At 69.3% G+C, this 20,831-nt stretch carries 19 protein-coding genes and 1 pseudogene; 11 read left to right on the top strand and 9 right to left on the bottom strand.

Features of this window, described 5'->3' with window-relative positions; translation table 11 throughout:
• The 4 genes from I8J34_RS06880 (at window position 1) to I8J34_RS06865 (ending at window position 1,662) form a co-directional block, all read left to right on the top strand.
• Window positions 1–357, top strand: coding sequence for a hypothetical protein (locus tag I8J34_RS06880; RefSeq protein ID WP_214360666.1), 357 nt, complete (start codon window positions 1–3; stop codon window positions 355–357).
• A gap of 62 nt (window positions 358–419) precedes the next feature.
• Window positions 420–872, top strand: a complete 453-nt coding sequence (locus I8J34_RS06875) for a c-type cytochrome (protein WP_214360665.1) — start codon at window positions 420–422, stop codon at window positions 870–872.
• Entirely contained in the window at window positions 869–1,318 is a 450-nt protein-coding gene (locus tag I8J34_RS06870) for a DUF411 domain-containing protein (RefSeq protein ID WP_214360664.1), read from the top strand. Before I8J34_RS06875 ends, I8J34_RS06870 begins: the two co-directional genes overlap by 4 nt.
• 20 nt (window positions 1,319–1,338) lie before the next feature.
• A complete protein-coding gene (locus I8J34_RS06865; protein WP_214360663.1) occupies window positions 1,339–1,662 on the top strand; it encodes a hypothetical protein in 324 nt (107 codons plus the stop codon).
• A gap of 631 nt (window positions 1,663–2,293) precedes the next feature.
• Here I8J34_RS06865 and I8J34_RS06860 read toward each other — a convergent pair.
• Window positions 2,294–3,373, bottom strand: coding sequence for a calcium:cation antiporter (locus I8J34_RS06860; protein WP_214360662.1), 1,080 nt, complete (start codon window positions 3,371–3,373; stop codon window positions 2,294–2,296).
• 254 nt (window positions 3,374–3,627) lie between these two features.
• On the opposite strand from I8J34_RS06860, the gene I8J34_RS06855 reads away from it, so the two are divergent.
• The 3 genes from I8J34_RS06855 (at window position 3,628) to I8J34_RS06845 (ending at window position 5,888) form a co-directional block, all read left to right on the top strand.
• Window positions 3,628–4,548, top strand: coding sequence for a hypothetical protein (locus tag I8J34_RS06855; RefSeq protein ID WP_214360661.1), 921 nt, complete (start codon window positions 3,628–3,630; stop codon window positions 4,546–4,548).
• Window positions 4,545–5,249, top strand: coding sequence for an AzlC family ABC transporter permease (locus I8J34_RS06850; protein WP_214360660.1), 705 nt, complete (start codon window positions 4,545–4,547; stop codon window positions 5,247–5,249). Before I8J34_RS06855 ends, I8J34_RS06850 begins: the two co-directional genes overlap by 4 nt.
• 312 nt (window positions 5,250–5,561) lie before the next feature.
• Window positions 5,562–5,888, top strand: coding sequence for an AzlD domain-containing protein (locus I8J34_RS06845; RefSeq protein WP_214360659.1), 327 nt, complete (start codon window positions 5,562–5,564; stop codon window positions 5,886–5,888).
• Between the two features lie 9 nt (window positions 5,889–5,897).
• Here the strand turns inward: I8J34_RS06845 and I8J34_RS24940 are convergent, their stop codons facing one another.
• From I8J34_RS24940 to ybiB, 7 genes are all read right to left on the bottom strand, one after another.
• Window positions 5,898–7,721, bottom strand: a complete 1,824-nt coding sequence (locus I8J34_RS24940) for an ATP-binding protein (protein ID WP_214360658.1) — start codon at window positions 7,719–7,721, stop codon at window positions 5,898–5,900.
• Window position 7,722: 1 nt separating this feature from the next.
• Window positions 7,723–8,562 carry an HDOD domain-containing protein gene (locus I8J34_RS06835; protein ID WP_214360657.1) on the bottom strand — a complete coding sequence of 280 codons (840 nt, stop codon included), beginning with the start codon at window positions 8,560–8,562 and terminating at the stop codon, window positions 7,723–7,725.
• 3 nt (window positions 8,563–8,565) lie between these two features.
• Window positions 8,566–9,360: a response regulator gene (locus tag I8J34_RS06830; protein WP_230411741.1), complete on the bottom strand. Its 795-nt coding sequence runs from the start codon at window positions 9,358–9,360 to the stop codon at window positions 8,566–8,568.
• Window positions 9,357–10,685 (bottom strand): response regulator c-di-GMP phosphodiesterase, NosR family, encoded by a 1,329-nt coding sequence (gene nosR / locus I8J34_RS06825; RefSeq protein ID WP_214360656.1) that lies wholly within the window; start codon window positions 10,683–10,685, stop codon window positions 9,357–9,359. Before nosR ends, I8J34_RS06830 begins: the two co-directional genes overlap by 4 nt.
• Window positions 10,686–10,799: 114 nt before the next feature.
• Window positions 10,800–12,623, bottom strand: a complete 1,824-nt coding sequence (locus tag I8J34_RS06820; RefSeq protein WP_214360655.1) for a monovalent cation:proton antiporter-2 (CPA2) family protein — start codon at window positions 12,621–12,623, stop codon at window positions 10,800–10,802.
• 200 nt (window positions 12,624–12,823) lie between these two features.
• Window positions 12,824–15,535, bottom strand: coding sequence for a nitrate reductase (locus I8J34_RS06815; RefSeq protein ID WP_214360654.1), 2,712 nt, complete (start codon window positions 15,533–15,535; stop codon window positions 12,824–12,826).
• Window positions 15,536–15,662: 127 nt separating this feature from the next.
• Window positions 15,663–16,580 (bottom strand): DNA-binding protein YbiB, encoded by a 918-nt coding sequence (ybiB, locus tag I8J34_RS06810; protein ID WP_214360653.1) that lies wholly within the window; start codon window positions 16,578–16,580, stop codon window positions 15,663–15,665.
• A 71-nt stretch (window positions 16,581–16,651) separates the two neighbouring features.
• On the opposite strand from ybiB, the gene I8J34_RS06805 reads away from it, so the two are divergent.
• The 4 genes from I8J34_RS06805 (at window position 16,652) to I8J34_RS06790 (ending at window position 20,028) form a co-directional block, all read left to right on the top strand.
• Window positions 16,652–17,734, top strand: a complete 1,083-nt coding sequence (locus I8J34_RS06805; protein ID WP_214360652.1) for a CobW family GTP-binding protein — start codon at window positions 16,652–16,654, stop codon at window positions 17,732–17,734.
• A 61-nt stretch (window positions 17,735–17,795) separates the two neighbouring features.
• Window positions 17,796–18,665, top strand: a complete 870-nt coding sequence (locus tag I8J34_RS06800) for an NAD(P)-dependent oxidoreductase (RefSeq protein WP_214360651.1) — start codon at window positions 17,796–17,798, stop codon at window positions 18,663–18,665.
• A complete protein-coding gene (locus I8J34_RS06795) occupies window positions 18,662–19,549 on the top strand; it encodes an NAD(P)-dependent oxidoreductase (protein WP_214360650.1) in 888 nt (295 codons plus the stop codon). Before I8J34_RS06800 ends, I8J34_RS06795 begins: the two co-directional genes overlap by 4 nt.
• On the top strand, window positions 19,546–20,028 hold the full coding sequence (locus I8J34_RS06790; protein WP_214360649.1) for an LEA/WHy family protein: 483 nt from the start codon (window positions 19,546–19,548) through the stop codon (window positions 20,026–20,028). The genes I8J34_RS06795 and I8J34_RS06790 overlap by 4 nt, the downstream gene beginning before the upstream one ends.
• Before the next feature lie 600 nt (window positions 20,029–20,628).
• Here the strand turns inward: I8J34_RS06790 and I8J34_RS06785 are convergent.
• A pseudogene (locus I8J34_RS06785) lies at window positions 20,629–20,831 on the bottom strand (hypothetical protein); the annotation flags it as partial.

The following is a 20,831-nucleotide window of genomic DNA, read 5'->3' as shown; positions in this document are numbered from 1 at the left end:
ATGCACCGCATGTGGCGCCGCTGGGTGATCCTCCTGCTGATGCTGGCCTTGCCGCTGCCTTCGCTGGCCGCGTGGCGCGGTGACGGCTGCGCGCCGGCCGGCGGCGGCATGGAGGCACCGGCCATGCATGCCATGGCCGATGCCGACGAACACGCCGCCGCCCCGTGCTGCCCCGACACCGGCAAGGCCGGCGGCTGCACCCAGGCCGACTGCGCCGCCGTGACAGCGCATCTTGCCCTGCCGGTGCGTCTCGCCGACAATGTTGCCCGCACCCATGTGCTGGTGGCCCGGACCCCGACGGTGCGATCCGACCCGGCGCCCGCGCGCCACGACCGACCCCCGATCCCGTCCGCCTGAATCCGATCCGTCCGGGGCAAACCTTGCCCTGCCGTTTCTGTCGAGATTTGGGAGCCTCCCGCATGAAGACATTCGCCCTGGCCGTCGCGGCCAGCGCCCTGCTGGCTGCCTGCAGCGAACCGCCGTCGGCGCCTGCCGCCAACGGTGCGGTGCTGTACGCGACGCACTGCGCCAGTTGCCACGGCGCCAATCTGGAAGGCCAACCGAACTGGCGCGAGCGCAAGCCGGACGGGCGTCTGCCGGCCCCGCCGCATGACGCCAGCGGCCACACCTGGCATCACCCGATGGAGATGCTGTTCCAGATGACCCGCGACGGCCTGGTGCCGCCGCTGGCGCCCGAGGGCTACCAGAGCGACATGCCGGCCTTCGGCGGCACGCTCTCCGACGACGAGATCCGCGCCATCCTCGCCTTTATCGAAAGCCAATGGCCCGATGAGGTGAAACAAATGCGCGCCCAACGATTCAAAGCTTCCGGGCGCAGAGCGTCCGGCCAAGATAAAAGGACTCACCCATGAACTTCATTCAAACGATTCGCCAGGCGACACTGACCGCCGCCATGGCCCTGCTGGCCGGCACTGCCCTCGCCGCCGGGCCCGCCGCCACCATGTACAAGGACCCCAACTGCGGCTGCTGCAGCCGATGGGCCGAACACATGCGCGCCGCCGGCTTCGCCGTCAAGGAAGTGCCCAGCGCCGACATGGGCCGTATCAAGGCCCAGCTTGGCGTCCCCGAAGCGCTCGGCTCCTGCCACACTGCGCGCATCGGCAACTACGTCATCGAAGGCCACGTGCCGGCGGCCGACGTCAAACGGCTGCTCGCCGAGCAGCCCGCCGGCGCCCGCGGCCTGTCCGCGCCGGGCATGCCGATGGGCTCGCCCGGCATGGAAGGCGGCACGCCGGACCGCTATGAGGTGGTGCAGTTCAACACCGATGGCGGCGCGACGGTGTTCGCCCGTCATTGAGTTCGTGAAGGAGGTTTGCCATGAAGTCGTACGGCGGGATGTTTTTGTTGATCGTGGCGCTGGGCATGTCGCCGGTGTATGCCCAGGAGCGCGGTTCGGTCTCCGGCGACAAGGCCACCGACATGGCCGTCGACCTCGTGGTGGTGCGCCCGCTCGGTGTCGTCGGCGCGGTGGTCGGCACGGTCGGCTTCGTGCTGGCGCTACCCTTCACCGTGCCCAGCGGCTCGGTGGGCGAGACGGCCGAGGCATGGATCGGGCGGCCGCTCGAATACACCTTCAATCGGCCGCTGGGGAATTTCGACCAGTGCGGGGCGGATCGGCATCCCTGCGGGAATTCGCCCTGACGGGGTGAGGGGGCATGAGCGTTGCCACGCTTGGGGTTTGTTGCCTTCGGCGGAGGTGCGTTGGCCGGGTCTCGCCCCGGCGGGCGAGTTACTTCTTTGTCGCGCGACAAAGAAGTAACCAAGAAAACGCGCCCCACTGTGCCGCCGGCTTCGCCGGTGCCCTCTCTACGCCCGGCGCCGGCGGGTCGTGTCGCGAACTCGCCCTACGGGCTCAAACAGGCGACACGACAATTCCCGCCGTCGCCGGTCTCCGTTCGGCGGCACAGAAGGGGACGGGTACGCGGGCTCGGCTTCGCCGTTGCCCACGCAAGAACCGAATGCCGTGCCTATGGGCACCCCATCCCCCTCTGTCGTGCCGAGCGCAGCAAGTGCGGGGCGGAAAAAGCGGCTTCGCTGTTTGAGCCCGAAGGGCGAGTTTGCGAAGTCGCCCGCCCCGTGCTTGCGGAGGGAGGGAAGCCCGAAGGGCCACGACAGTGGGGCGTGCTTCTTTGCCTACCTTTCTTGCACGAGCAAGAAAGTAAGTCGCCCGCCGGGGCGAGACCCGGCCAACGTCCCCTTCCCGAAGCCACGCCCCGCGGAATCGGGCAAAGCACACCCCAGCGCCGCCCGGATGCCGCAAGCCGCGTCGCGCCTACAGCAACCCGATCGCCACCAACCCGGCAAAGGCAAAGAACAGCGCCAGATGGCTGACCCCTTCGATGGCGTTGGTCTCGCCATTGTGCAGGTTGTTCATCACCGCCAGCATGGTCAGCAGCAGCATGCCGCCCTGCATTGGCGTCAGCGCCATGATGATGCGGTCGCCGGTGAAGAGCGCGATGCCTTCGATCACCGGCAGGGTCAGCAGCACCGTGGCCAGCGAGGCGCCCAGGGCGATGTTGACCGTGGTCTGCATGCGGTTGGCCGCGGCGGCGCGGGCGGCGGTGAGGATTTCCGGGCTGGCCGAGAGCAGGGCGACGAGCACGGCGGGCAGGCTCTTGGGCAGGCCGCTGCCGGCCAGGCCGGCGTCGAGCAGTACCGACAGCACTTCCGAGAGCAGGCCGACCAGCACGATGGCGCCGAGCATGATCGCGCCATGCAGCCAGGAGGGGCTGTGGGCGGTGTCGTGGGCTTCTTCGTCGACCGCGGCGACATGCTCGAAGAAGGTCCGGTGCTCGACCGTCTGCAGGCGCAGGAAGGCGGCGTACATCAGCACCATGGTGCCGACGCTGAACGCGGAATAGGCTTTCCAGTGTTCGTCGGGCACGAAGTCGGGGATGAACATGCCGATGCCGATGGCGACGATCAGCATGGCCATGAAGGAGTTGGCCGAATCCAGGTTGTAGCGGGTGATGCCGTGCTTGAGCCCGCCGATGATGGCGGCCAGGCCGAGGATGCCGTTGATGTCGAGCATCAGGGCGGCAAACACGGTGTCGCGCGCCAGTGTGGGATTGGGTGCGCCTTGCAGCAGCACCACCAGGATCACCACTTCCACCGACACCGCGGCGAGGGTCAGCACCAGCGTGCCGTAGGGTTCGCCCCAGCGCACGGCGAGCACTTCGGCATGATGGCTGATGCGCACGGCAACGGCGATGATGGCCGCGAGGATCAGGCCGAGCAGGCCCCACAGCAGCGCGCCGCCGTGGCCGACTGCGCCATGTTCGAGTGTCACGCCGGCGCCGAGCACGGCGGCGGCGAGGAAGAGGGGGACTTCGGCTTTGACGAGGCGTCGCATGGCAAATCACGGTCGTGAGAACGAGGCCCGATTGTGCCCTGCGTCCGCCGTCGGCTCTACCCGTCGTGTGTGATGTTTTGCGAAGGCGCCGCAGCCGCCGGCCGTGTCGCGCCGCGGTGGAGCAGGCGCGGCCGAAGAAATCAAGGCCCAATGCGACGGCGGCGGCGGCCAAGGCGTGGCGGGGCAAGCGGCCGGCGCTTGGCTAGAATGCCTGCATGATGCCGGGGGTGTCGGCAGAACCGACGAGGTGAGCTGTGATCAAGCAGGTGAGATGTCTGGGCGACAAGATCGAGGCGGTGGCGCCGACCGTCGATATCGTGCTCAAGGAGCTGGCGCGGCGCATTGTGGCGCGCGATGCGGCGCTGGCCGGGGTGCTCGACGAAGTGGTGGTGGCCGACGACTTCCCGGCGGCGCTGCAGGCGCTGGGCGAGCCGCCGGCGCCGGCCGGGGCGATCGTGCCGACCGTGGCGCGCACGCTGTATCGCGAGACCGGCCCGGTGTTGGTGCTGGAGGGCGCACAGGTGGCCGCCGCGCTGGGCAGCGAGGTCGATGCCATGGCGCGCTTCGTGCATTTGCTGCATGGCGAGCTGTGGCGCATCCGCCTGCACCTCGACGCACTGGCCGCCGGCGAGGCCGGCCTTGGCGCCTGGCATGATTCGGTGTTCGACAGCCAGCTGCGCCCGGTGGTCGAGGCGATGCGTAGCGAGTACGCGGTGAGCCGGTGCACGGTGTGGTCGTTGCCGGCCGATGCCGACCTGATGCTCAAACATCTGCTCGATGTGATCGACGCCTTGCCGGCGGCAACCACCGAGGACGTGGCGGCCAACCCCGCTGATGTCGATGGCCTGTTCGTGCGCAGCCTCGGGCGCATCGCCCACCTGATGCAGACCGCGGCGCATGCGCAGGGATCTCTGGCCGGGCTGGAGCGTTCGATGGCGAGCATCAGCCCCGACATGGCGGCGGCCATCGCGGCCAGCTTCTTCGGCCCGCACTGGGCGGCGCTGCCGGCGCAACTGGCGGCCACCTTCGAAGCGCCCGACGCGGCTACGCTGGAAGCGGCCCGCGGCGAGCTGCAGCGCAGCGTGCAGGCGGTGTTCGCCGCGCTCGGCCTGCAGCTGCGCCGTGCCGAGGACGGCGGCGTGTGGTTGGCGCCGGGCGCGGCGGCCTCTCCATGAACCGACGTTTTCTGGCCGGCGCGCGCTCGGGGTTCCGTACCTTCCTGCCGCTGTCGATCGGCCTGATTCCGTGGGCGCTGGTGACCGGCGTGGCGCTGACCTCGGGCGGCCTGAGCGTGGTCGAGGCGATGGGCATGAACCTGATGGTGTATGCCGGGGTGGCGCAGATCGCCACCTTGCCGCTGATCATGGGCGGCGCGCCGCTGTGGCTGATCGGCCTGACCGGGCTGGCGCTCAATCTGCGCTTCCTCATCTTCAGCGCGGCGATCGCCCGTGGCTTTCGCGGCATGCCGCTGCGGCTGCGCATCCCGTCCGGCTACCTGCTGATCGACGGCGTTTTCGCCTTGTGCACCGAGCGCCTGCTCAAGGTGCACGACCGGCACTGGCGCTTCGGCTACTTCGTGGCCCCGTCGGTGTGGGGCTGGGTGTTGTGGCAGGTCTTCGTGCTGACCGGGGTGCTCGGTGCCGGCGCGCTGCCGCAGGGCTGGTCGCTGGAGTTCATGGCCACCATTGCGCTGATGATGATCCTGGTGCCCTTGTCGAAAAACCGCTCGATGCTGGTGGCGGCGCTGACCGGCGGGGTGGCCTCGGTGCTGCTGCGCGACATCCCGCTCAAACTGGGCGTGATTGTCGCCATCCTCCTCGGCATCGTGGCCGGCTTCGTGGCCAGCCGGGCGCTGGCCGAACACAAGGAGGCATGATCCTAGAAACCGCAGTTGACCGCTTGAGCTCATGAACAAGGTATTGAACATGCGAACCTTTTCGGCTTCGAGGCCGATCACCCGGTGGGTGACAGTGCTACGCACCCGATTGCACGCCTGGCGGGCCGCCTGGCCGTGTTGCTCCTCCTTACAGCGTGCAGGCTGTGCGTCGTCGCGCCTTGCCCACCCGCTCGCCGGGCCGCCCCAAGAGCGGGTACAGCCCCCTCGGGGGGCAGCGAACGAAGTGAGCGTGGGGGCCTGCGCTCATCTCGCCAGACGCACACTCGGGCGCGTCCAACTACGGTATCTAGGATGATGGAAGGCATCTGGTTGTGGATCAGTTTCGCGCTGGTGTCGATGGCTACGCATATTCCGCGCGGCAGTTTCATCGTGCTTGGCCAGCGCGCCAGCCTGCCGCCGGCGGTGCTGGGGGCGCTGCGTTATGCGCCGGCGGCCGCGCTGGCGGCCATCGTGGCGCCGGGTGTGTTCGTCGTCGAGGGGGCGGTGCAGCCTTTCAACCCCAAGTTTGCTGCGGCCATCGCGGTGCTGGTGGTGACGCTGCGCTGGAAGAACCCGTGGCTGCCCTTCATCGCCGGCATGGGGGTGTTGCTGGCTTTGCGCAAGGGGCTGGGCCTGTAGGCGGCGCCGTCATTGCGGCGATGACGGATCCGCCGGGGCGGTGGTTTCGGTGGCGGTTTGCCGCACCGGCAGGATGACATGAAAGGTCGTGCCCTTCCCCGGCGGACTGTCGATGTCGATGCGGCCGCGGTGCTGCTGGACGATGCCGTAGGACAGCGACAGCCCGAGCCCGGTGCCTTTGCCGACCGGCTTGGTGGTGAAGAAGGGCTCGAAGAGGCGTGCCTTGATCGCTTCGGGGATGCCGCAACCGGTGTCGTGGATGCTCACCTGGATGTGTTCGGGATCGGGCTGGCCGGTGGTGATGGTGATGGTGCCGCGCTCGGCGATGGCATGGGCGGCATTGACCAGCAGGTTCATGAACACCTGGTTGAGCTGCGAGGGCATGCACTGGATGGCCGGCAGCTCGGCGAAGTCGCGCACCACCTCGGCCTTGTACTTGAGCTCGTTGTTCACCACATTGAGCGTGCTTTCGATGCCGGCCGTGATGTCGGCCCACACCCATTCCTGCGCCTGGTCGACGCGTGAGAAATCCTTCAGATCGGCGACGATCTTGCGTACCCGTGAGGCCCCTTCCTCGCTCTCGCGCAGCAGGGCGGGCAGGTCGGCCTTGAGGAAGGCGAAATCGACCTCCTGCTTGAGGCGGGTGATGGCGCGCCGTGCCGGATCGTCGGCGGGGCGGCTGGTCTCCAGCGTCTCGAAGGCGTCGAACAGGCGGAAGAGGTCGTCCATGTAGCTGCGCAGGCTGGTGATGTTGGACAGCACGTAGCCGATCGGGTTGTTGATCTCGTGCGCCACGCCGGCGGCGAGTTGGCCGATGGAGGCGAGTTTTTCGGATTGCACCAGTTGTTCCTGGGCATCGTGGAGTTGGCAGTTCAATTCGGTCAGCTCCGCATAGCGTTTGAGCAGCTCCGCTTCGGCCTGCTGGCGCTGGGCGATGTCGTTGGCCAGGCGGTTGTTGGCCTCGGCCAGCTGCGTGGTGCGGGCGGCTACCTGCGCTTCGAGATCCTGGTTGGTGCGCGCCAGCGCGTCTTCGGCCCGCTTGCGCTCGGTGATGTCCTGCACGGTCTCGATCACGGCGATGGTCCGGCCTTGCGGGTCGCGCAGCGGGGCGGCAAGGAAGTAGATCCAGCACCCTGACTGGCCCAGCTTGGGGTAGTAGCCCTCGGCCTCGACGGCGTCGGGCGTATGCGTCGAGCGCCGCCAGCGGTTGCCGTAGTAGTGGTTCATCAAGTCGGTGTCGCCGTCGGCCTGGTCGAGGATGAGATCGGCCATGAGCGGCCGCGGCGCATCGAAAAAGGCCGACCAGTGCTCGCACGTGCCCAGCAGGCGCGCGGCCGGCACGCCGGAGATGCGTTCGCAGGCCCGGTTCCAGTGGGTGACGCGATGTGCGCTGTCGATGATGAAGGTGGCGATCGGCAGGTCGTCGACGATGTCGTCGAACAAGGCGCCGAGGGCATGATCCGGCGCGCGCAGCGGAGGGATGTCGACAAACACGTGGAGCGCGCAGGGGCCGTCGTCGTCTTCGACCCGGCTGGCGCGCACTTCGACGCTGCGCGGCGCAGCGTCGGGGGGCGTGACGGTGATCTGGATCGGTGCCGGATTCTCGCCGGTCAGGCAGGCCATGCCCTGGGCCCGCAGGCGCTCGGCGCTCGGCGGATGGTCGAGGGCGTGGAAGGGGCGCGCATACAGCGTGGCCAGATCGCAGCCCAGTTGCCGGGCCAGCACGGCGTCGGCCCATTGAGGCTGTGCGCCGCGGTGCATCAGGGTGCCGTGGCCGGCGAGGGCCATCGCCTGTTGCCACAGCTGGGCCGATGGGGGCTGGGCGGGCGGCATGTCAGGCGTCGGGTTCGAGCACACGGGCCAGTGCATCGGCTTCGTCGATCGCCGCCGCCAGTTCGGCGGCATCGGGCAAGGGCGATGCGCCCATGGCGCGCGCGATCCAGGGGGCCAGCCGTTCGGGTGGGAAGGGGTCGGCGCGCTCCAGGTCGGTGTGTGCCAGGCCGTCGGCCAGGGCCACGAGCGCGCTCAGGGGCGACAGCGTGTCCGGGGCTTCATGATGCTTCCCGGTCGATTCGCACAAAGCGTCGGGAAACTGCCACCGTTCGAGCAACACCATGCCCAGCTCGGCATGATCCGTACCGAAGGCTTCGCGCTCGGCCGGCAGGTCGCTGTGTTCGACCCACCGGTGCGGAGTGGAAGCATCGATACCCGCCCGCGGCGTTGCCTGGACCAACACCATCTTGCCGACATCGTGCAGCAGCCCGGCGGTAAAGGCTTCTTCGGGGGAATGCCCGGTGCGTTCGGCGAGCAGGCGGGCGAGCATCGCGCAGCGGGTGCTGTGGCGCAGCAACTCGCCCAGCGAGGTGCGCAGCCCGGGCGGCAGCTGCATCAGGCCGACGGCGCCGACCGCCAGCACCAGCAGGCGCACCGAGCGGAAGCCGAGAATGGCGATGGCTTCGTGCACCGAGGTGATGCGCTTGCTGAGACCGTAGAAGGGGGAGTTGGCGACCTTGAGCGTGCGCAGGCTGAGCACCACATCACCGGCAATGGCGTCGGCGATGCGCCGCGCGTCCACCTCCGGGCGGGCGAACAGCACCAGCAGGTCGGTCATGACCTGGGGCGGCGGGGGCAGCTGCGGGGTGTCGCGGATGATGTCTTCGGCCGTGCTGCGCATGATTCAGTCCTCGGCCGCGGGCAGGCTGTCGGGCGGCAGCAAGGCGATCAGGCGGCCGCGGCTCGTCGAGTGCTGGCCGAGCGGTGTGCGCGAGACGCGCAGCCGGGTGGTGCCTGCCTGGAAGTAGGGTGCCGAGCCGAGCAGTTCGGCGGGCAGCACGGTGTCGGCAGATTGCCCGAGTTCGATCGCATGGCTGTCGAGGAGTTTCATCGCCATGCCGTTGCAAAAGGCGATGAGGCCCTCGGAGTCGATGCCCAGCACACCGACGGGCAGGGCGTCGAGGACCTCGTGGAAGACGCCGAGCGCCTCCGAGCGGATCTGCACCTGGCCCGAGCGCTCGGCCAGCAGGACCTGGAGTTGGGCGTTCTTGGCCCTCAATTCCTGGGTCAGCCGGCGGTTCTCCTCGACCATGCGGCGGCGCTCGACGGCTTCGGCGATATTGGCCTTGAGGTGGCCGTCATCCCAGGGTTTGCACAGGAACTTGTAGATCGCGCCATCGTTGATGGCCGAGGTGACGGCCTGCAATTCGGTGTAGCCGGACAGCACGATGCGCACGCAGTCGGGCTGTATGTCCTTGGCCTGGCGCAGGAAATCCACGCCCGACATGCCCGGCATGCGCTGGTCGGACATCACCACGTCGATGCTTTCGGTCTTGAGGACCTCGATGCCCTCGGCGCCGCTGTTGGCGGTGAAGATGCGATAGCCTTCGCCGCGCAGCAGGCGACGCAGGGCCGAGAGGATGTTCTGCTCGTCGTCGACCAAGAGCAGTGCCGGCTGATGAATGGAGGTCTCGCTCATGCGTCCGGCCCTCGTTGGGTGTCCTCGATCTGGACGACGATATGCCGATTGCTCGACGCCTCGAGCCGGCGCAACTGGACGATGCTGTCTTCGTCGCACACATGGCCGCGCGGCAGCAGCAGATAGCCGTCGGGGTGGAGCAGGTCCTGGGCCAGGCGCATGCCCTGTTTGAGCATGCCGGGGCGCAGGCTCAGGCCGCTCTCGCGCCGATTGCCGTTGCGCTCGGAGACCATGCGCACGAAGGTGTTGGCCAGCTCCGGGTTGTAGCGTTTGCCGGCGTTCTGGCTGATGTACACCAGCGCTTCGCGCGGCGGCAGTGGCCGGGCGGTGAGCTGGCCCTGCTGCAGGCCGTCGAAGTCGTTGGCGATGGCCAGGATCTGCGCACCGATCGGGATGGCCAGGCCGACCAGCTGGTCCGGAAAGCCGGAGCCGTCCCACAGCTCATGGTGATGGCGCACCAGCTTGCCGACTGCCTTGAGCTGGCTGACCGCGGTCAGCGCCGCCTCGCCGCGCTCGGTGTGGCGGATGTAGACGCTGCGCTCCTCGGGCTTGAGGCTGTTGTAGGGCTTGGCCAGCAGCTCGTCCGGCAGGCCGATCTTGCCGATGTCGTGGAGCAGGCCGGCGAGCATCACGTTCTGGGTGGCCGCCTCGTCCAGACCGGCCGCCTTGGCCAGTTCGCGGGCATGTTGGGCGACACGCCGGCTGTGGCCGGCCATGTGGCCGCTGCGCATCTCGACCAGCTCGCTGAACACCCGCACCGTGGTGAGAAAGTTCTGCTTGAGCGATTCGTTGGCGTCCTTGATCTTGCCGATGGCCGTCTGCAAGTCGCGGGTGCGCGCCTGCACCCGGGTCTCGAGCTCGGCGTTCATGTTCTTGAGCTGGGCGTTCTGTTCGGCGGTCAGCGCATGCAGTCGTGCCACCTCGGCCTGCAGGCGGCCACGCTCGACGGCGTCCTTCACCGCGGTGAGGATGTCCTGGTCCTGCCACGGCTTGTTCAGGTAGCGCGAAATGCCGCCTTCGTTGACCGCCGAGACGGTCGAGTCCATGTCGGCGAAGCCGGTCAGCAGGATGCGCTCGATCTGCGGATGGCGTTCGCGCACGGCCTTGAGGAAGGTGGCGCCGTCCATCTGCGGCATGCGCATGTCGGAGACGACCACGTCGACCGCTTCGGCCGCCAGCACATCGAGCCCGGCCGGCCCGTCGGGCGCGGTCAGCACGCGCAGGCCGGTGGGGCGGAACAGGCGCTTGAGGGCGTTCAGGATGTTGGGCTCGTCGTCTACGAAGAGCACCGTGCCGACGCCGGCGGAGGAATCAGGTTGAGTCATCGACGATCGTCCGGATGAGACGTATGCCCTCCCTTACGGACCCCTTGCCGCGAACTTGAGGGGCGTCCGACCAGCGTTGCCGCCACCCGTCTCGGGTGGTGGCGGATGCGGGGCTCAGCGCTCGCCGGCCGTGGCGGGCGGTGTGGGGGCGTCGTCCGGCGTGTCGGGCGCGGGCCGGGCGTCGCCCACTTCCTGCTCGAGGATCAGCATCAGCTCCTCGCTGGCCTCGCGGGAGGTCTGGATGAGCTGGTGTTCGTCATGATAGAGCGCCTGCTCGCGCCCGAGCAGTTCGGCGTCATGCTCGGCGAAGCGGTCGACGATCTGCTGCGCCTTGTCCGGCGCCTTGCCCAGCGCCTCGAACACCATGCGCGCCATGTCGAGGCTGGAGCGGAAGGTCTCGCGCATCATCAGCTCCACGCCCAGGTCCATCAGGCGATAGGCGTGGAAGCGGTTGCGCGCGCGGGCGATGACGGTCACGTCGGGAAAGTGCTTGCGCACCAGCTCGGCGGTGCGCAGCGAGGTCTCGATGTTGTCGATGGCCAGCACGAACACCTTGGCCTCGCCGACGCGCGCCGCGTGCAGCACGTCCAGATGCGCGGCGTTGCCGTAGTAGGCCTGGATGCCGAAGCGCTTGATGGTCTGGACCTCTTCATGGTCGATGTCGAGCGCCGTGAACGGCACCTTGCGCGCCAGCAGGATGCGCCCGACGATCTGGCCGACCCGGCCGAAGCCGGCCATCACCACCGGGTTGGGCAGGTCAGGCAGATCGTCGGTTTCCGGCTCGGCGGGCGGGGTGGCCGCCGCCTCGCGCGCGTTGAGCCGGTCGGCGAGGATGAACAGCAAGGGCGCGATCGCCATCGACAAGGCCACCGACAGGTTCAGCTGCGCCACCACTTCGGCCTCCAGCAAGCGGCTGCCCTGGGCCACGCCGAACAGCACGAAGGCGAATTCGCCGCACTGCGCCAGCGCCAGCGCCTGCATGCGCGACACCTGGCGGCTGCCGCGCACCAGGCGGCGCAGGCCGTACAGGCCGAAGCCCTTGACCAGGATGAGGGCCAGCGTCAGGCCGAGCACGTTGAGCGGGTGCGCGACGATCATCCCCAGGTCGATGGTCATGCCCACGGCAATGAAGAAGAAGCCCATCAACAGGCCCTGGAAGGGGGCGATGGCCGCCTCCAGCTCGTGGCGGAAGTCCGAATCCGATAGCAGCACGCCGGCCACGAAGGCGCCCAGCGACATCGACAGTCCGCCGGCCTGCAGCAGCAGCGCCAGGCCCAGCGCGGTGGCCAGGGCGGCAGCGGTGAACATCTCGCGGCTGTTGATGCGGGTGACATGGCGGAACACTGCATCCAGCGCCGGCCGGCCGATCAGCAGCACCACGGTCAGAAAGCCCAGGCCGACCAGCGGCGACACATCGTCTTCGCCACCGGCGACGCCCAGCAGCGGCAGCAGGGCCAGCAGCGGGATCACCATCAGATCCTGGAACAGCAGGATGGCGAAGGTTTCGCGGCCGTAGCGGCTGTGCATCTCGTGGCGCTCGGCCAGGGTCGGCAGCACGAAGGCGGTCGACGACAGCGCCAGGGTGAGGCCGATCAGGATCGCCACCGGCCAGTCGAAGCCCAGCAGATACGCGCCGCCGATGAGCAGGGCGCCGACGCCGAAGAACTGCAGGCCGCCGAGGCCGAACACCGGCTTGCGCAGTGCCCACAGGCGCGAGGGTTGCAGCTCAAGGCCGATGATGAAGAGCAGCAGCACCACGCCCAGCTCGGCCGTGTGCAAGAGGTTCTCGCCGTCGTGCACCACGCCGAAACCGGAGGGGCCGATCAGCACGCCGGCGGCCAGGTAGCCGAGCACGGTGCCCAGCCCGGCCCGCTTGAACACGGGCACCAGCAGCACGGCCACGGCCAGCAGGGCCGCAAAAGTGGCGACGGATTGCATCGGGGGTCTCCTCGCATGCCACCCTTCGCCATGGCGGCGCGGGCGGTCTTGTGGCTCCGCGATGTCGGTGCGGGAGCTGCCGACGGGCGCGTCCAGCACGCGCCCGTGGCCTCTTTATACCATTGCGCTCTCAAGGAGACGCCGCACCGCCCCTGGTTTCATCGGCCCGCCGGGGACAAGGGCCGGTCGCCGCCCGGCCCCTACGCCGGCCGGCTGGCAAGGCGTTTCAGTTCGGGCAGACAGGAGCCGCAGTTGGTGCCGCACTTGGTGCGCGCTTGCAGCTGGTCCAGGCTTTCGCCGGCATGGAAGGCGGCGAGGATGGCCTCTTCGGAGACATCGAAGCAGTTGCACACCACCTTGCCACGGGTCGGCTGGCCGGCCGGCGGCTGGGTGAGCGGGGCGAGCAGCCAGCGGCGCAGCGGCCCGGCCGGCTCGCCGCGTACCATCAGCTCGGTGAGCCATTCGGCGGCGCGGGTCTCGCCCGACAGGCGCACCGCGCTGAGCACGTCCTGGTCGACCCGCGCGCGCTTGGCGATGTCGCGATGGGTGTCGTCATACACCAGGGTGTGGGCCGCATCGTCCAGGCCCATGGCCGCATCCACGGCGGCGAGCAGGGCCGGTTCGGCCTCGCCGACACGCGCCTTGAGCACCACCACCGGCACCTCGCGCCCGGCCAGGGTGAGGCTGGCATAGGGCAGGTCCGGCAGCTGTTGGCGCAGGGCGCCGAGCACGGCAAAGGGGTCGTCGCCGGTGACCCGGCGCATGGCCATCAGCGCGTGGCCGTCGGTGAGTTTCTCGACCTGCACGGCGGCATGCTTGAGCTCCGGCTGCTTCGAGGTCGGGTCGGCGGCCGACGGGGTCAGGGCGTTGATGCCGAGGCGGCCGGCCATGGCGTTGCCGCCCCAGTGCATCGGCACGAAGCACTGGCCCGGACGCACTGTGTCGCTGGCGATCACCTTGAGCACCGCCGCGCCCTGGCGCGAGCGCACGCGCACGATGTCGCCGTCGGCCAGATCGCGCCGTGCCAGGTCTTCGGCATGCATGTGCAGCTGGGGCTCGGGTTCGTGGTTGAACAGGCGCGGCACCAGACCGGTGCGCGTCATGCTGTGCCACTGGTCGCGCAGGCGGCCGGTGATCAGGTGCAGTGGGTAGCGGGCGCTGGGGCGCTCGGCGGTGGCCACGTACTCGGTGGCGACGAAGCGGGCCTTGCCCGAGGGGGTGGGGAACACGCCGTCTTCGTAGAGGCGCACGCGGCCGGACGCGGCGCCTGCGGGGAAGGGCCACTGCTGCGGGCCGTCGGCCTCCAGCTTGGCGTAGCTCAGGCCGGTGATGTCCAGGTCGCGGCCGCGGGTGCTCTCGCGGTGCTCGTTCCACACCGCTTCGGGTGAATCGAAGCCGAACATGCGCTCGGCCAGCTCGGCCTTGTCGAGGCGTGCGCCCAGGCGGCGTGCGAAGTCGCAGGCGATCTGCCAGTCGTGGCGCGATTCGCCCTGCGGCGGCACGGCGGCACGGGTGCGGCTGATGCGTCGCTCGGAATTGGTGACGGTGCCGTCCTTCTCGCCCCAGCCGGTGGCCGGCAGCAGCACGTCGGCGTAGGCGGCGGTTTCGGTGTGGCGGTAGGTGTCCTGCACCACCACCAGCTCGGCCGCTGCGAGGGCGGCGTGCACCACGGCCTGATCGGGCAGCGACTGGGCCGGGTTGGTGGCGGCGATCCACACCGCTTTGATCTCGCCGCGGCCGATGGCCTCGAACAGCTCGACCGCCGGCTTGCCCGGCACGGCCGGCACCTCGGGCACGCCCCACAGCGCGGCGACCTCGGCGCGGTGCTCGGCATTGCCCAGATCGCGATGGGCCGACAGCAGATTGGACAGCGCACCCACCTCGCGCCCGCCCATGGCATTGGGCTGGCCGGTGAGCGAGAAGGGGCCGGCGCCGGCGCGGCCGATCTGGCCGCTGGCCAGGTGCAGGTTGATCAGCGCGGAATTCTTGTGGGTGCCGGAGGTGGACTGGTTGAGCCCCTGGCAGTACATCGACAGCGTGGCCGGGCTGGTGGCGAACCATTCGGCGGCCAGTTCGATGTCGCGCTTGGGCAGGCCGCAGATGGTGGCGGCCATGGCCGGGGTGTATTCGCGCACCAGGCGCTTGAGCGCATCGAAGCCCTCGGTGTGTGCTTCGATGTAGTCGCGGTTCAGCCAGCCTTCCCACAGCATGACGTGGAGCATGGCGTTGAACAGCGCGATGTCGGTGCCCGGCAGCAGTGGCAGGAACAGGTCGGCCGCTTCGGCGGTGTCGGTGCGGCGCGGGTCGACCACCACCAGCTTCATCGCCGGATTGGCCGCGCGCGCGGCCTCGATGCGGCGGAACACGATGGGATGGGCAAAGGCGGTGTTGGAGCCGGCGATGAACAGGCAGGCGGTGGCGTCGATGTCGGTGTAGCTGCACGGCGGCGCGTCCACGCCCAGGCTCAGCTTGTAGCCGGCCACCGCGCTGGACATGCACAGGCGCGAGTTGGTGTCGAGGTTGTTGGTGCCGATCAGGCCCTTGGTCAGCTTGTTGAAGACATAGTAGTCCTCGGTCAGCCACTGGCCGGAGCCGTAGAAGGCGACGGCGTCGGGGCCGTGCTCGCGGATGATGGCGGCAAAGCGCTCGGCGACATGGTCGAGGGCCGCGTCCCAGCCGACCCGCTGACGCGGGGCGCCGCGTTCGGTGCGCAGCTCCGGATGGAGGGCGCGTTGCGAGCGGGTGTCGGGCGCGACCGTCAGGTGCAGCGTGGCGCCCTTGGTGCACAGCCGACCGAAGTTGGCCGGATGCTCGGGGTCGCCGCGCACGCCGGTGATCTGCGCGCCGTCATGCTCGACGATGACGCCGCAGCCGACGCCGCAGTAGCAACAGGTGGATTTCGTCTCGGACATTGAATCTCCTTTGTCCGGACAGTAGCAACCGCCATGCCAAGCGCCGCGCACCGGCATGGCTCGGTTTTGCTCAGAATCAAGATTTGAAATGGTGCGACGCGATAAAAAGCCGCACCAAAGTGGGGCGTCAGGCGGCGCCGGCGAGGCGTTTGAGGGCGTCGACCTGGATCCGGATGGGTTCGGGCACCGGTGTGGTGCCTGCCAGCATGGCGCGGATCAGCGCCGCGTTGCCGGCCACCTCGGGCACATCGGGCACCTCGGCCTTGGGCGGGGCGCCGCCGCCTTCGCCCTCGAGCGTTTCCAGCGCGCCGTCGCGGTACAGCGCCAGCGGTGGGCGGCGGCGCGGGTTGGCATAGGCCTCGCCTTCGGTGCCGCGCATCAGCATGGCGTGGCCGCCGTCGGCCCGCAGGAATTCATCCATGCGCACGAGGTACTCGGGGTGCGTCACGGCCACCACGCGCACGCTGCGTCCGCGCGCCGGGTCGAGCAGTTTGGCCAGGGTGTGGCCGCTGTTGCGCACGCCCAGGCGCGGGCGCAGGGCGAGCAGGCGGTCGAGGCCGGGCAGCAGGGTGTCGAGGGCGATGGCAGCGATGCGGGTCTCGGTAAGCGCGGCGCCGGCCGCGGCGGCGTCGGGGCTGAGCGGCAGGTCGAGCGCGGCGAGCAGGTCGAAGGGGCTGACCCGGGTGTCGAAGTCGTGCCGGCCCTGGATCAGCACCGGCACGCCCTCGCGCGCCAGCAGCAGAGCCAGCAGCGGCATCAGGTTGGGTTGGCGGCGCGCGCCGTTGTAGCTGGGCAGCACCACGCAGCGCGGGCCGTCGGGCACGGCCACCTGGGCGGTGCGGGCATCCATGGCGCGCTTGAAGCCGAGCAGCTCGTCGAGCGATTCGCCCTTGATGCGCAGCGACAGCACGATGGCGCCCAGCTCCAGCTCGGGCACGCGGCCGTCGAGCATGTCGCCGAACAGGGTTTCGGACTGGTCGATGGTGAGCGGCTTGGCGCCCTTGGCGCCGCGGCCGATTTCCTTGATGAGGGGAGCGTAGGTCATGGCGCGGATTATGGCAGTCTTCGCCATGGCCGGCGACGGCCTCGCAGTGTGCCCATGACTAGGATCAAACCATGACCGACCCCGACCGCCGCATCCCGGTGACCGTGCTGACCGGCTTTCTCGGCGCCGGCAAGACCACCGTGCTCAACCATGTGCTGCGCCACCCCGGCGCGGCGCGCACCGCGGTGCTGATCAACGAGCTGGGCGACGTGGGCGTGGACCATCACCTGGTCGAGCAGGTGGACGAAACCCTGGTGGTGCTCGACGGTGGCTGCGTGTGCTGCAGCGTGCAGGGCGACCTGGTGGCAGCGCTCAAGCGCCTGTTCATGCAGGCCTTTCGCAAGGAGATCCCGCCCATCGACCGGGTGCTGCTGGAGACCACCGGCCTGGCCGATCCGGCGCCGGTGGTGCACACCTTGATGGAGGAGCCTTTCATCGCCGACCGCTACCGCTGTGACGGGGTGGTGACGGCGGTGGACGTGACCCATGCCGCCGGCCAATTGCACGAACACCGCGAGGCCCTGCGCCAGGCGGCGATGGCCGACCGCCTGCTGCTGACCAAGTGCGATCTGGCGGCACCGGACGACATCGCCGCGCTGCAGGCGACCCTGGCAACGCTCAACCCCGGCGCGCGGCAGATCCCGGTCACCCATGGCGAGGTAGCCATCGACGACATGTTTGGCGGCGGCTTGTACACCGCCACCGGCAAGCTGCCCGAGGTGGCGGCCTGGCTGGGCGAGGCGCAAGTGCGCGCCGCCGCCGCGGCCACCCCGGCCTGGCGCAAGCCCGGCAAGAAGGCGCCGGCCGGGCCGGTGACGCATCATGCCGACGGCGTCGAGAGCTATGTGCTGCGCTTCGAGGCGCCGCTGCCCTGGTGGGAGTTCTCGGATGCGCTGAACCTGATCCTGCAGGCCTACAGCCACCGCATCCTGCGCATCAAGGGCGTGCTCGATGTGCGCGGCGACCCGCTGCCGCGCGTGATCCAGTGCGTGCAGCACAGCATCTACCCGGCCGTCAGCCTGCCCGCCTGGCCCGACACACCACCCTTCGACGACCACTGCAGCCGGCTGGTGTTCATCGTGCGCGGCCTGCCCAGCGAGGAGGTGGTGCGCACCCTGCACGAATTCACCGGCGTGGCGGTGTCGGTGCAGTGACTGGCCGGCAGCGCCTGGGCGCGTAGAATCGAAGGCCTGTCGATCCAGTCGGAGTGCGCGCATGAACCTCGGATTCATCGGTCTGGGCCTGATGGGGCGGCCCATGGTGCTCAACCTGCGCAAGGCCGGTTTCGCGGTCAGCGTGTGGGCGCGGCGTGAGGCCTCGCTGACGCTGGTGGTGGCCGCCGGGGCTGTTGCTCGCGGCAGCATCGCCGAGGTGGCGGCGGCGTCCGACCTGGTCTTCTCCTGTGTGCCCGATGCGCCCCAGGTGGCCGAGGTGGCGCAGGCGGTGGCCGACGGCGCGCGCGAGGGCCTGGTGTATGCCGACATGAGCACCATCGCCCCGGCCGCGGCGCGCGAGATCGCTGCCGACCTCAAGGCGCGTGGCGTGATCATGCTCGATGCGCCGGTATCCGGCGGCGAGGCTGGCGCCATCGCCGGCACGCTGACCCTCATGGTCGGCGGCGAGCAGGCGGCCTTCGACAAAGCCCTGCCGGCCTTCCAGGCGATGGGCCAGCGTGTCACCCGGGTGGGCGACTCGGGGGCCGGCCAAGTGGCCAAGGCCTGCAACCAGATCCTCACCGGCGTCGGCGTGGCGGCGGTGGCCGAGGCGCTCAATTTCGCGCGCATGAGCGGGGTCGATGGCGCCCGCGTGCGCGAGGTGCTGCTCGGTGGGCTGGCCGCCAGCCGGGTGCTCGACAATCACGGCCAGCGCATGCTCGATCGCAACTTCAAACCTGGCTTCAAGGCCTGGATGCACCAGAAGGACATGCGCATCGTCATGGAAGAGGCGCACCGGCTCGGCCTCGCCTTGCCGGCGGCAGGCGCCACCGCACAACTGTTCAACGCCCTGGTCGGCAACGGCATGGGCGAGGAGGACTCGGTGGCCATGCTCCAACTGTTCGAGACGATGAGCGGAGGTGCGGCATGAAGATCGGACTGATCGGCCTGGGCGACATGGGCCTGTCGATGGCCCGCCACCTGCTCCGCGCCGGCCACGCGCTGGCGGTGTGGGCGCGGCGCGAGGCCTCGGCCGAGTCGCTGTTCGCCGACGGCGCCGCCTGGTGCGGCTCGCCGGCCGACCTGGCGCGGCACAGCGAGGTGGTGATCACCATGGTCGGCGGCAGCGCCGATGTCGAAGACCTGGCCCTGCGCGCCGACGGCCTGCTCGCCGGCTTCGCGCCCGGCAGCGTGCATGTCGACATGAGCACCATCGCCCCCGCCACCGCCCGGCTGCTCGCCGCCCGCTATGCCAGCCACGGCATTGGCTGGCTCGACGCGCCCGTCTCCGGCGGGCCGAAGGGGGCACTCGAAGCCCGGCTGGCGATCATGGTCGGCGGCGAGGCGGCCACGCTCGACCGCTTGCGCCCGGTCTTCGAGGTGCTCGGCGAGCGCGTCGTGCACATCGGCCCGGCCGGCGCCGGCCAGGTGGCCAAGGCCTGCAACCAGATGATCATGGTGGCCGCCATCGAAGCCGGTGCCGAAGCCCTGCATCTGGCCGCCGCCAACGGGGTCGATGTGGGCAAGGTCCGCGAGGCCCTGATGGGCGGCTCGGCCGCCTCGCGGGTGCTGGAGGTGATGGGCGAGCGCATGGTCAGCCGCAACTTCGACAAGGGCGTCGACGCGCGCCTGCATCACAAGGATTTCGCCCTGCTCCTGGGCGAAGCCCACGCCCTCGGCGCGCCGCTGCCGATCGCCGCCACGGTGGGTCAGCAGCTCAACGCCCTGATCGCCCGCGGCGGCGCGCGGCAGGACACGGCGGCGCTGATCACCGTGCTCGAAGCCATGTCCGGCCCGAGGAGGACCGAACCATGATCCGCCGCCGCCTCCTGATGGCCGCCGCCGCGCTGGCCCTGGCCGGCTGCGCCGGTCTGCCGATGAACATGCAGCCGCCCGAAGTGTCGGTGGCCGACCTGCGCCTGCTCGACGTCGGCCTGTTCGAACAGCGCTTCGGCCTGCGCCTGCGGGTGCTCAACCCCAACGACGCCGAACTCCCCATCGACGGCCTGAGCTTCGCCATCGAACTCAACGGCAAACCCTTTGCCAAGGGCGTCAGCAACCAGACCCTCACCGTACCGCGCCTCAGCGAAGCCATGCTCGACGTCGAAGCCGTCAGCTCGCTCACCGGCCTGCTACGCCAGTTCGGCACCATGGCCCAGGGGCAGGAGAGGATCGACTACCGGATTCACGGCACGCTCTATACCGGCCGCCTGTTCGGCGGGGTGCCGTTCGACCAGAAGGGCGAGGTGGATTTCGCCGATCTGGGGGTGCCGGCTGGGACCAGGCGGTTCTAGGGATTGCTTGCCCACGCTCGGGGGTATTGCCTTCGGCGACGGGCCGTTGGCCGGGTCTCGCCCCGGCGGGCGAGTTACTTCTTTGTCGCGCGACAAAGAAGTAACCAAGAAAACGCGCCCCGCTGTGCCGCCGGCTTCGCCGGTGCCCTCTCTACGCCCGGCGCCGGCGGGTCGTGTCGCGAACTCGCCCTACGGGCTCAAACAGGCGACACGACAATTCCCGCCGTCCCCGGGCTCCGTTCGGCGGCACAGAAGGGGAAGGGGGCGCGGGCTCGGCTTCGCCGTTGCCCGCTCGGGCGGTACTTAGTTGGGCGGGTTTCAACCCGCCATCGGTATTCGTTCGCAGATCATTGGCGGGTTGAAACCCGCCCTAAAAACCTCCGATTGTTCCCGCTGTTGCCGGCTGGCACCCCATCCCCTCTGTCGTGCCGAGCGCAGCAAGTGCGGGGCGGAAAAAGCGGCTTCGCTGTCTGAGCCCGCAGGGCGAGTTTGCGAAGTCGCCCGCCCCGTGCTTGCGGAGGGAGGGAAGCCCGAAGGGCCACGACAGTGGGGCCTGTACGAGTCAATCACATGGGTAACAGTTTTGTTCGGAGACATGGGTTACACCCTGAGCGTCAGGTAGTCATCTTTTTCGCCGGCAGTGCATCGCTCATCGAAGTGGCCGATCTTGAGCGGGCCGAAGTAGACATCCCATAGTCCGTCGCCGACCGGTTCGAAACCAACGCTCTGGCCTGTGAGCAGGTAGCCGATGTAAATGCGCATGGAGCGCCAATAGATCAGGCCGCCACTGGATACCCTGTTGC

Origin of the sequence: Denitromonas iodatirespirans (genome assembly GCF_018524365.1) — a bacterium.
GTDB lineage: Bacteria > Pseudomonadota > Gammaproteobacteria > Burkholderiales > Rhodocyclaceae > Nitrogeniibacter > Nitrogeniibacter iodatirespirans.
Note: the sequence above shows the minus strand (reverse complement) of the source record. Positions and strands in the feature narration are given on the sequence as shown.

Excerpts from the sequence above, each read along its gene's own strand:
- I8J34_RS06880 (WP_214360666.1), top strand. The coding sequence starts at position 1 with ATGCACCGCATGTGGCGCCGCTGGGTGATCCTCCTGCTGATGCTGGCC.
- I8J34_RS06875 (WP_214360665.1), top strand. The coding sequence starts at position 420 with ATGAAGACATTCGCCCTGGCCGTCGCGGCCAGCGCCCTGCTGGCTGCC.
- I8J34_RS06870 (WP_214360664.1), top strand. The coding sequence starts at position 869 with ATGAACTTCATTCAAACGATTCGCCAGGCGACACTGACCGCCGCCATG.
- I8J34_RS06865 (WP_214360663.1), top strand. The coding sequence starts at position 1,339 with ATGAAGTCGTACGGCGGGATGTTTTTGTTGATCGTGGCGCTGGGCATG.
- I8J34_RS06860 (WP_214360662.1), bottom strand. The coding sequence starts at position 3,373 with ATGCGACGCCTCGTCAAAGCCGAAGTCCCCCTCTTCCTCGCCGCCGCC.
- I8J34_RS06850 (WP_214360660.1), top strand. The coding sequence starts at position 4,545 with ATGAACCGACGTTTTCTGGCCGGCGCGCGCTCGGGGTTCCGTACCTTC.
- I8J34_RS06845 (WP_214360659.1), top strand. The coding sequence starts at position 5,562 with ATGATGGAAGGCATCTGGTTGTGGATCAGTTTCGCGCTGGTGTCGATG.
- I8J34_RS24940 (WP_214360658.1), bottom strand. The coding sequence starts at position 7,721 with ATGCCGCCCGCCCAGCCCCCATCGGCCCAGCTGTGGCAACAGGCGATG.
- I8J34_RS06835 (WP_214360657.1), bottom strand. The coding sequence starts at position 8,562 with ATGCGCAGCACGGCCGAAGACATCATCCGCGACACCCCGCAGCTGCCC.
- I8J34_RS06830 (WP_230411741.1), bottom strand. The coding sequence starts at position 9,360 with ATGAGCGAGACCTCCATTCATCAGCCGGCACTGCTCTTGGTCGACGAC.
- nosR (WP_214360656.1), bottom strand. The coding sequence starts at position 10,685 with ATGACTCAACCTGATTCCTCCGCCGGCGTCGGCACGGTGCTCTTCGTA.
- I8J34_RS06820 (WP_214360655.1), bottom strand. The coding sequence starts at position 12,623 with ATGCAATCCGTCGCCACTTTTGCGGCCCTGCTGGCCGTGGCCGTGCTG.
- I8J34_RS06815 (WP_214360654.1), bottom strand. The coding sequence starts at position 15,535 with ATGTCCGAGACGAAATCCACCTGTTGCTACTGCGGCGTCGGCTGCGGC.
- ybiB (WP_214360653.1), bottom strand. The coding sequence starts at position 16,580 with ATGACCTACGCTCCCCTCATCAAGGAAATCGGCCGCGGCGCCAAGGGC.
- I8J34_RS06805 (WP_214360652.1), top strand. The coding sequence starts at position 16,652 with ATGACCGACCCCGACCGCCGCATCCCGGTGACCGTGCTGACCGGCTTT.
- I8J34_RS06800 (WP_214360651.1), top strand. The coding sequence starts at position 17,796 with ATGAACCTCGGATTCATCGGTCTGGGCCTGATGGGGCGGCCCATGGTG.
- I8J34_RS06795 (WP_214360650.1), top strand. The coding sequence starts at position 18,662 with ATGAAGATCGGACTGATCGGCCTGGGCGACATGGGCCTGTCGATGGCC.
- I8J34_RS06790 (WP_214360649.1), top strand. The coding sequence starts at position 19,546 with ATGATCCGCCGCCGCCTCCTGATGGCCGCCGCCGCGCTGGCCCTGGCC.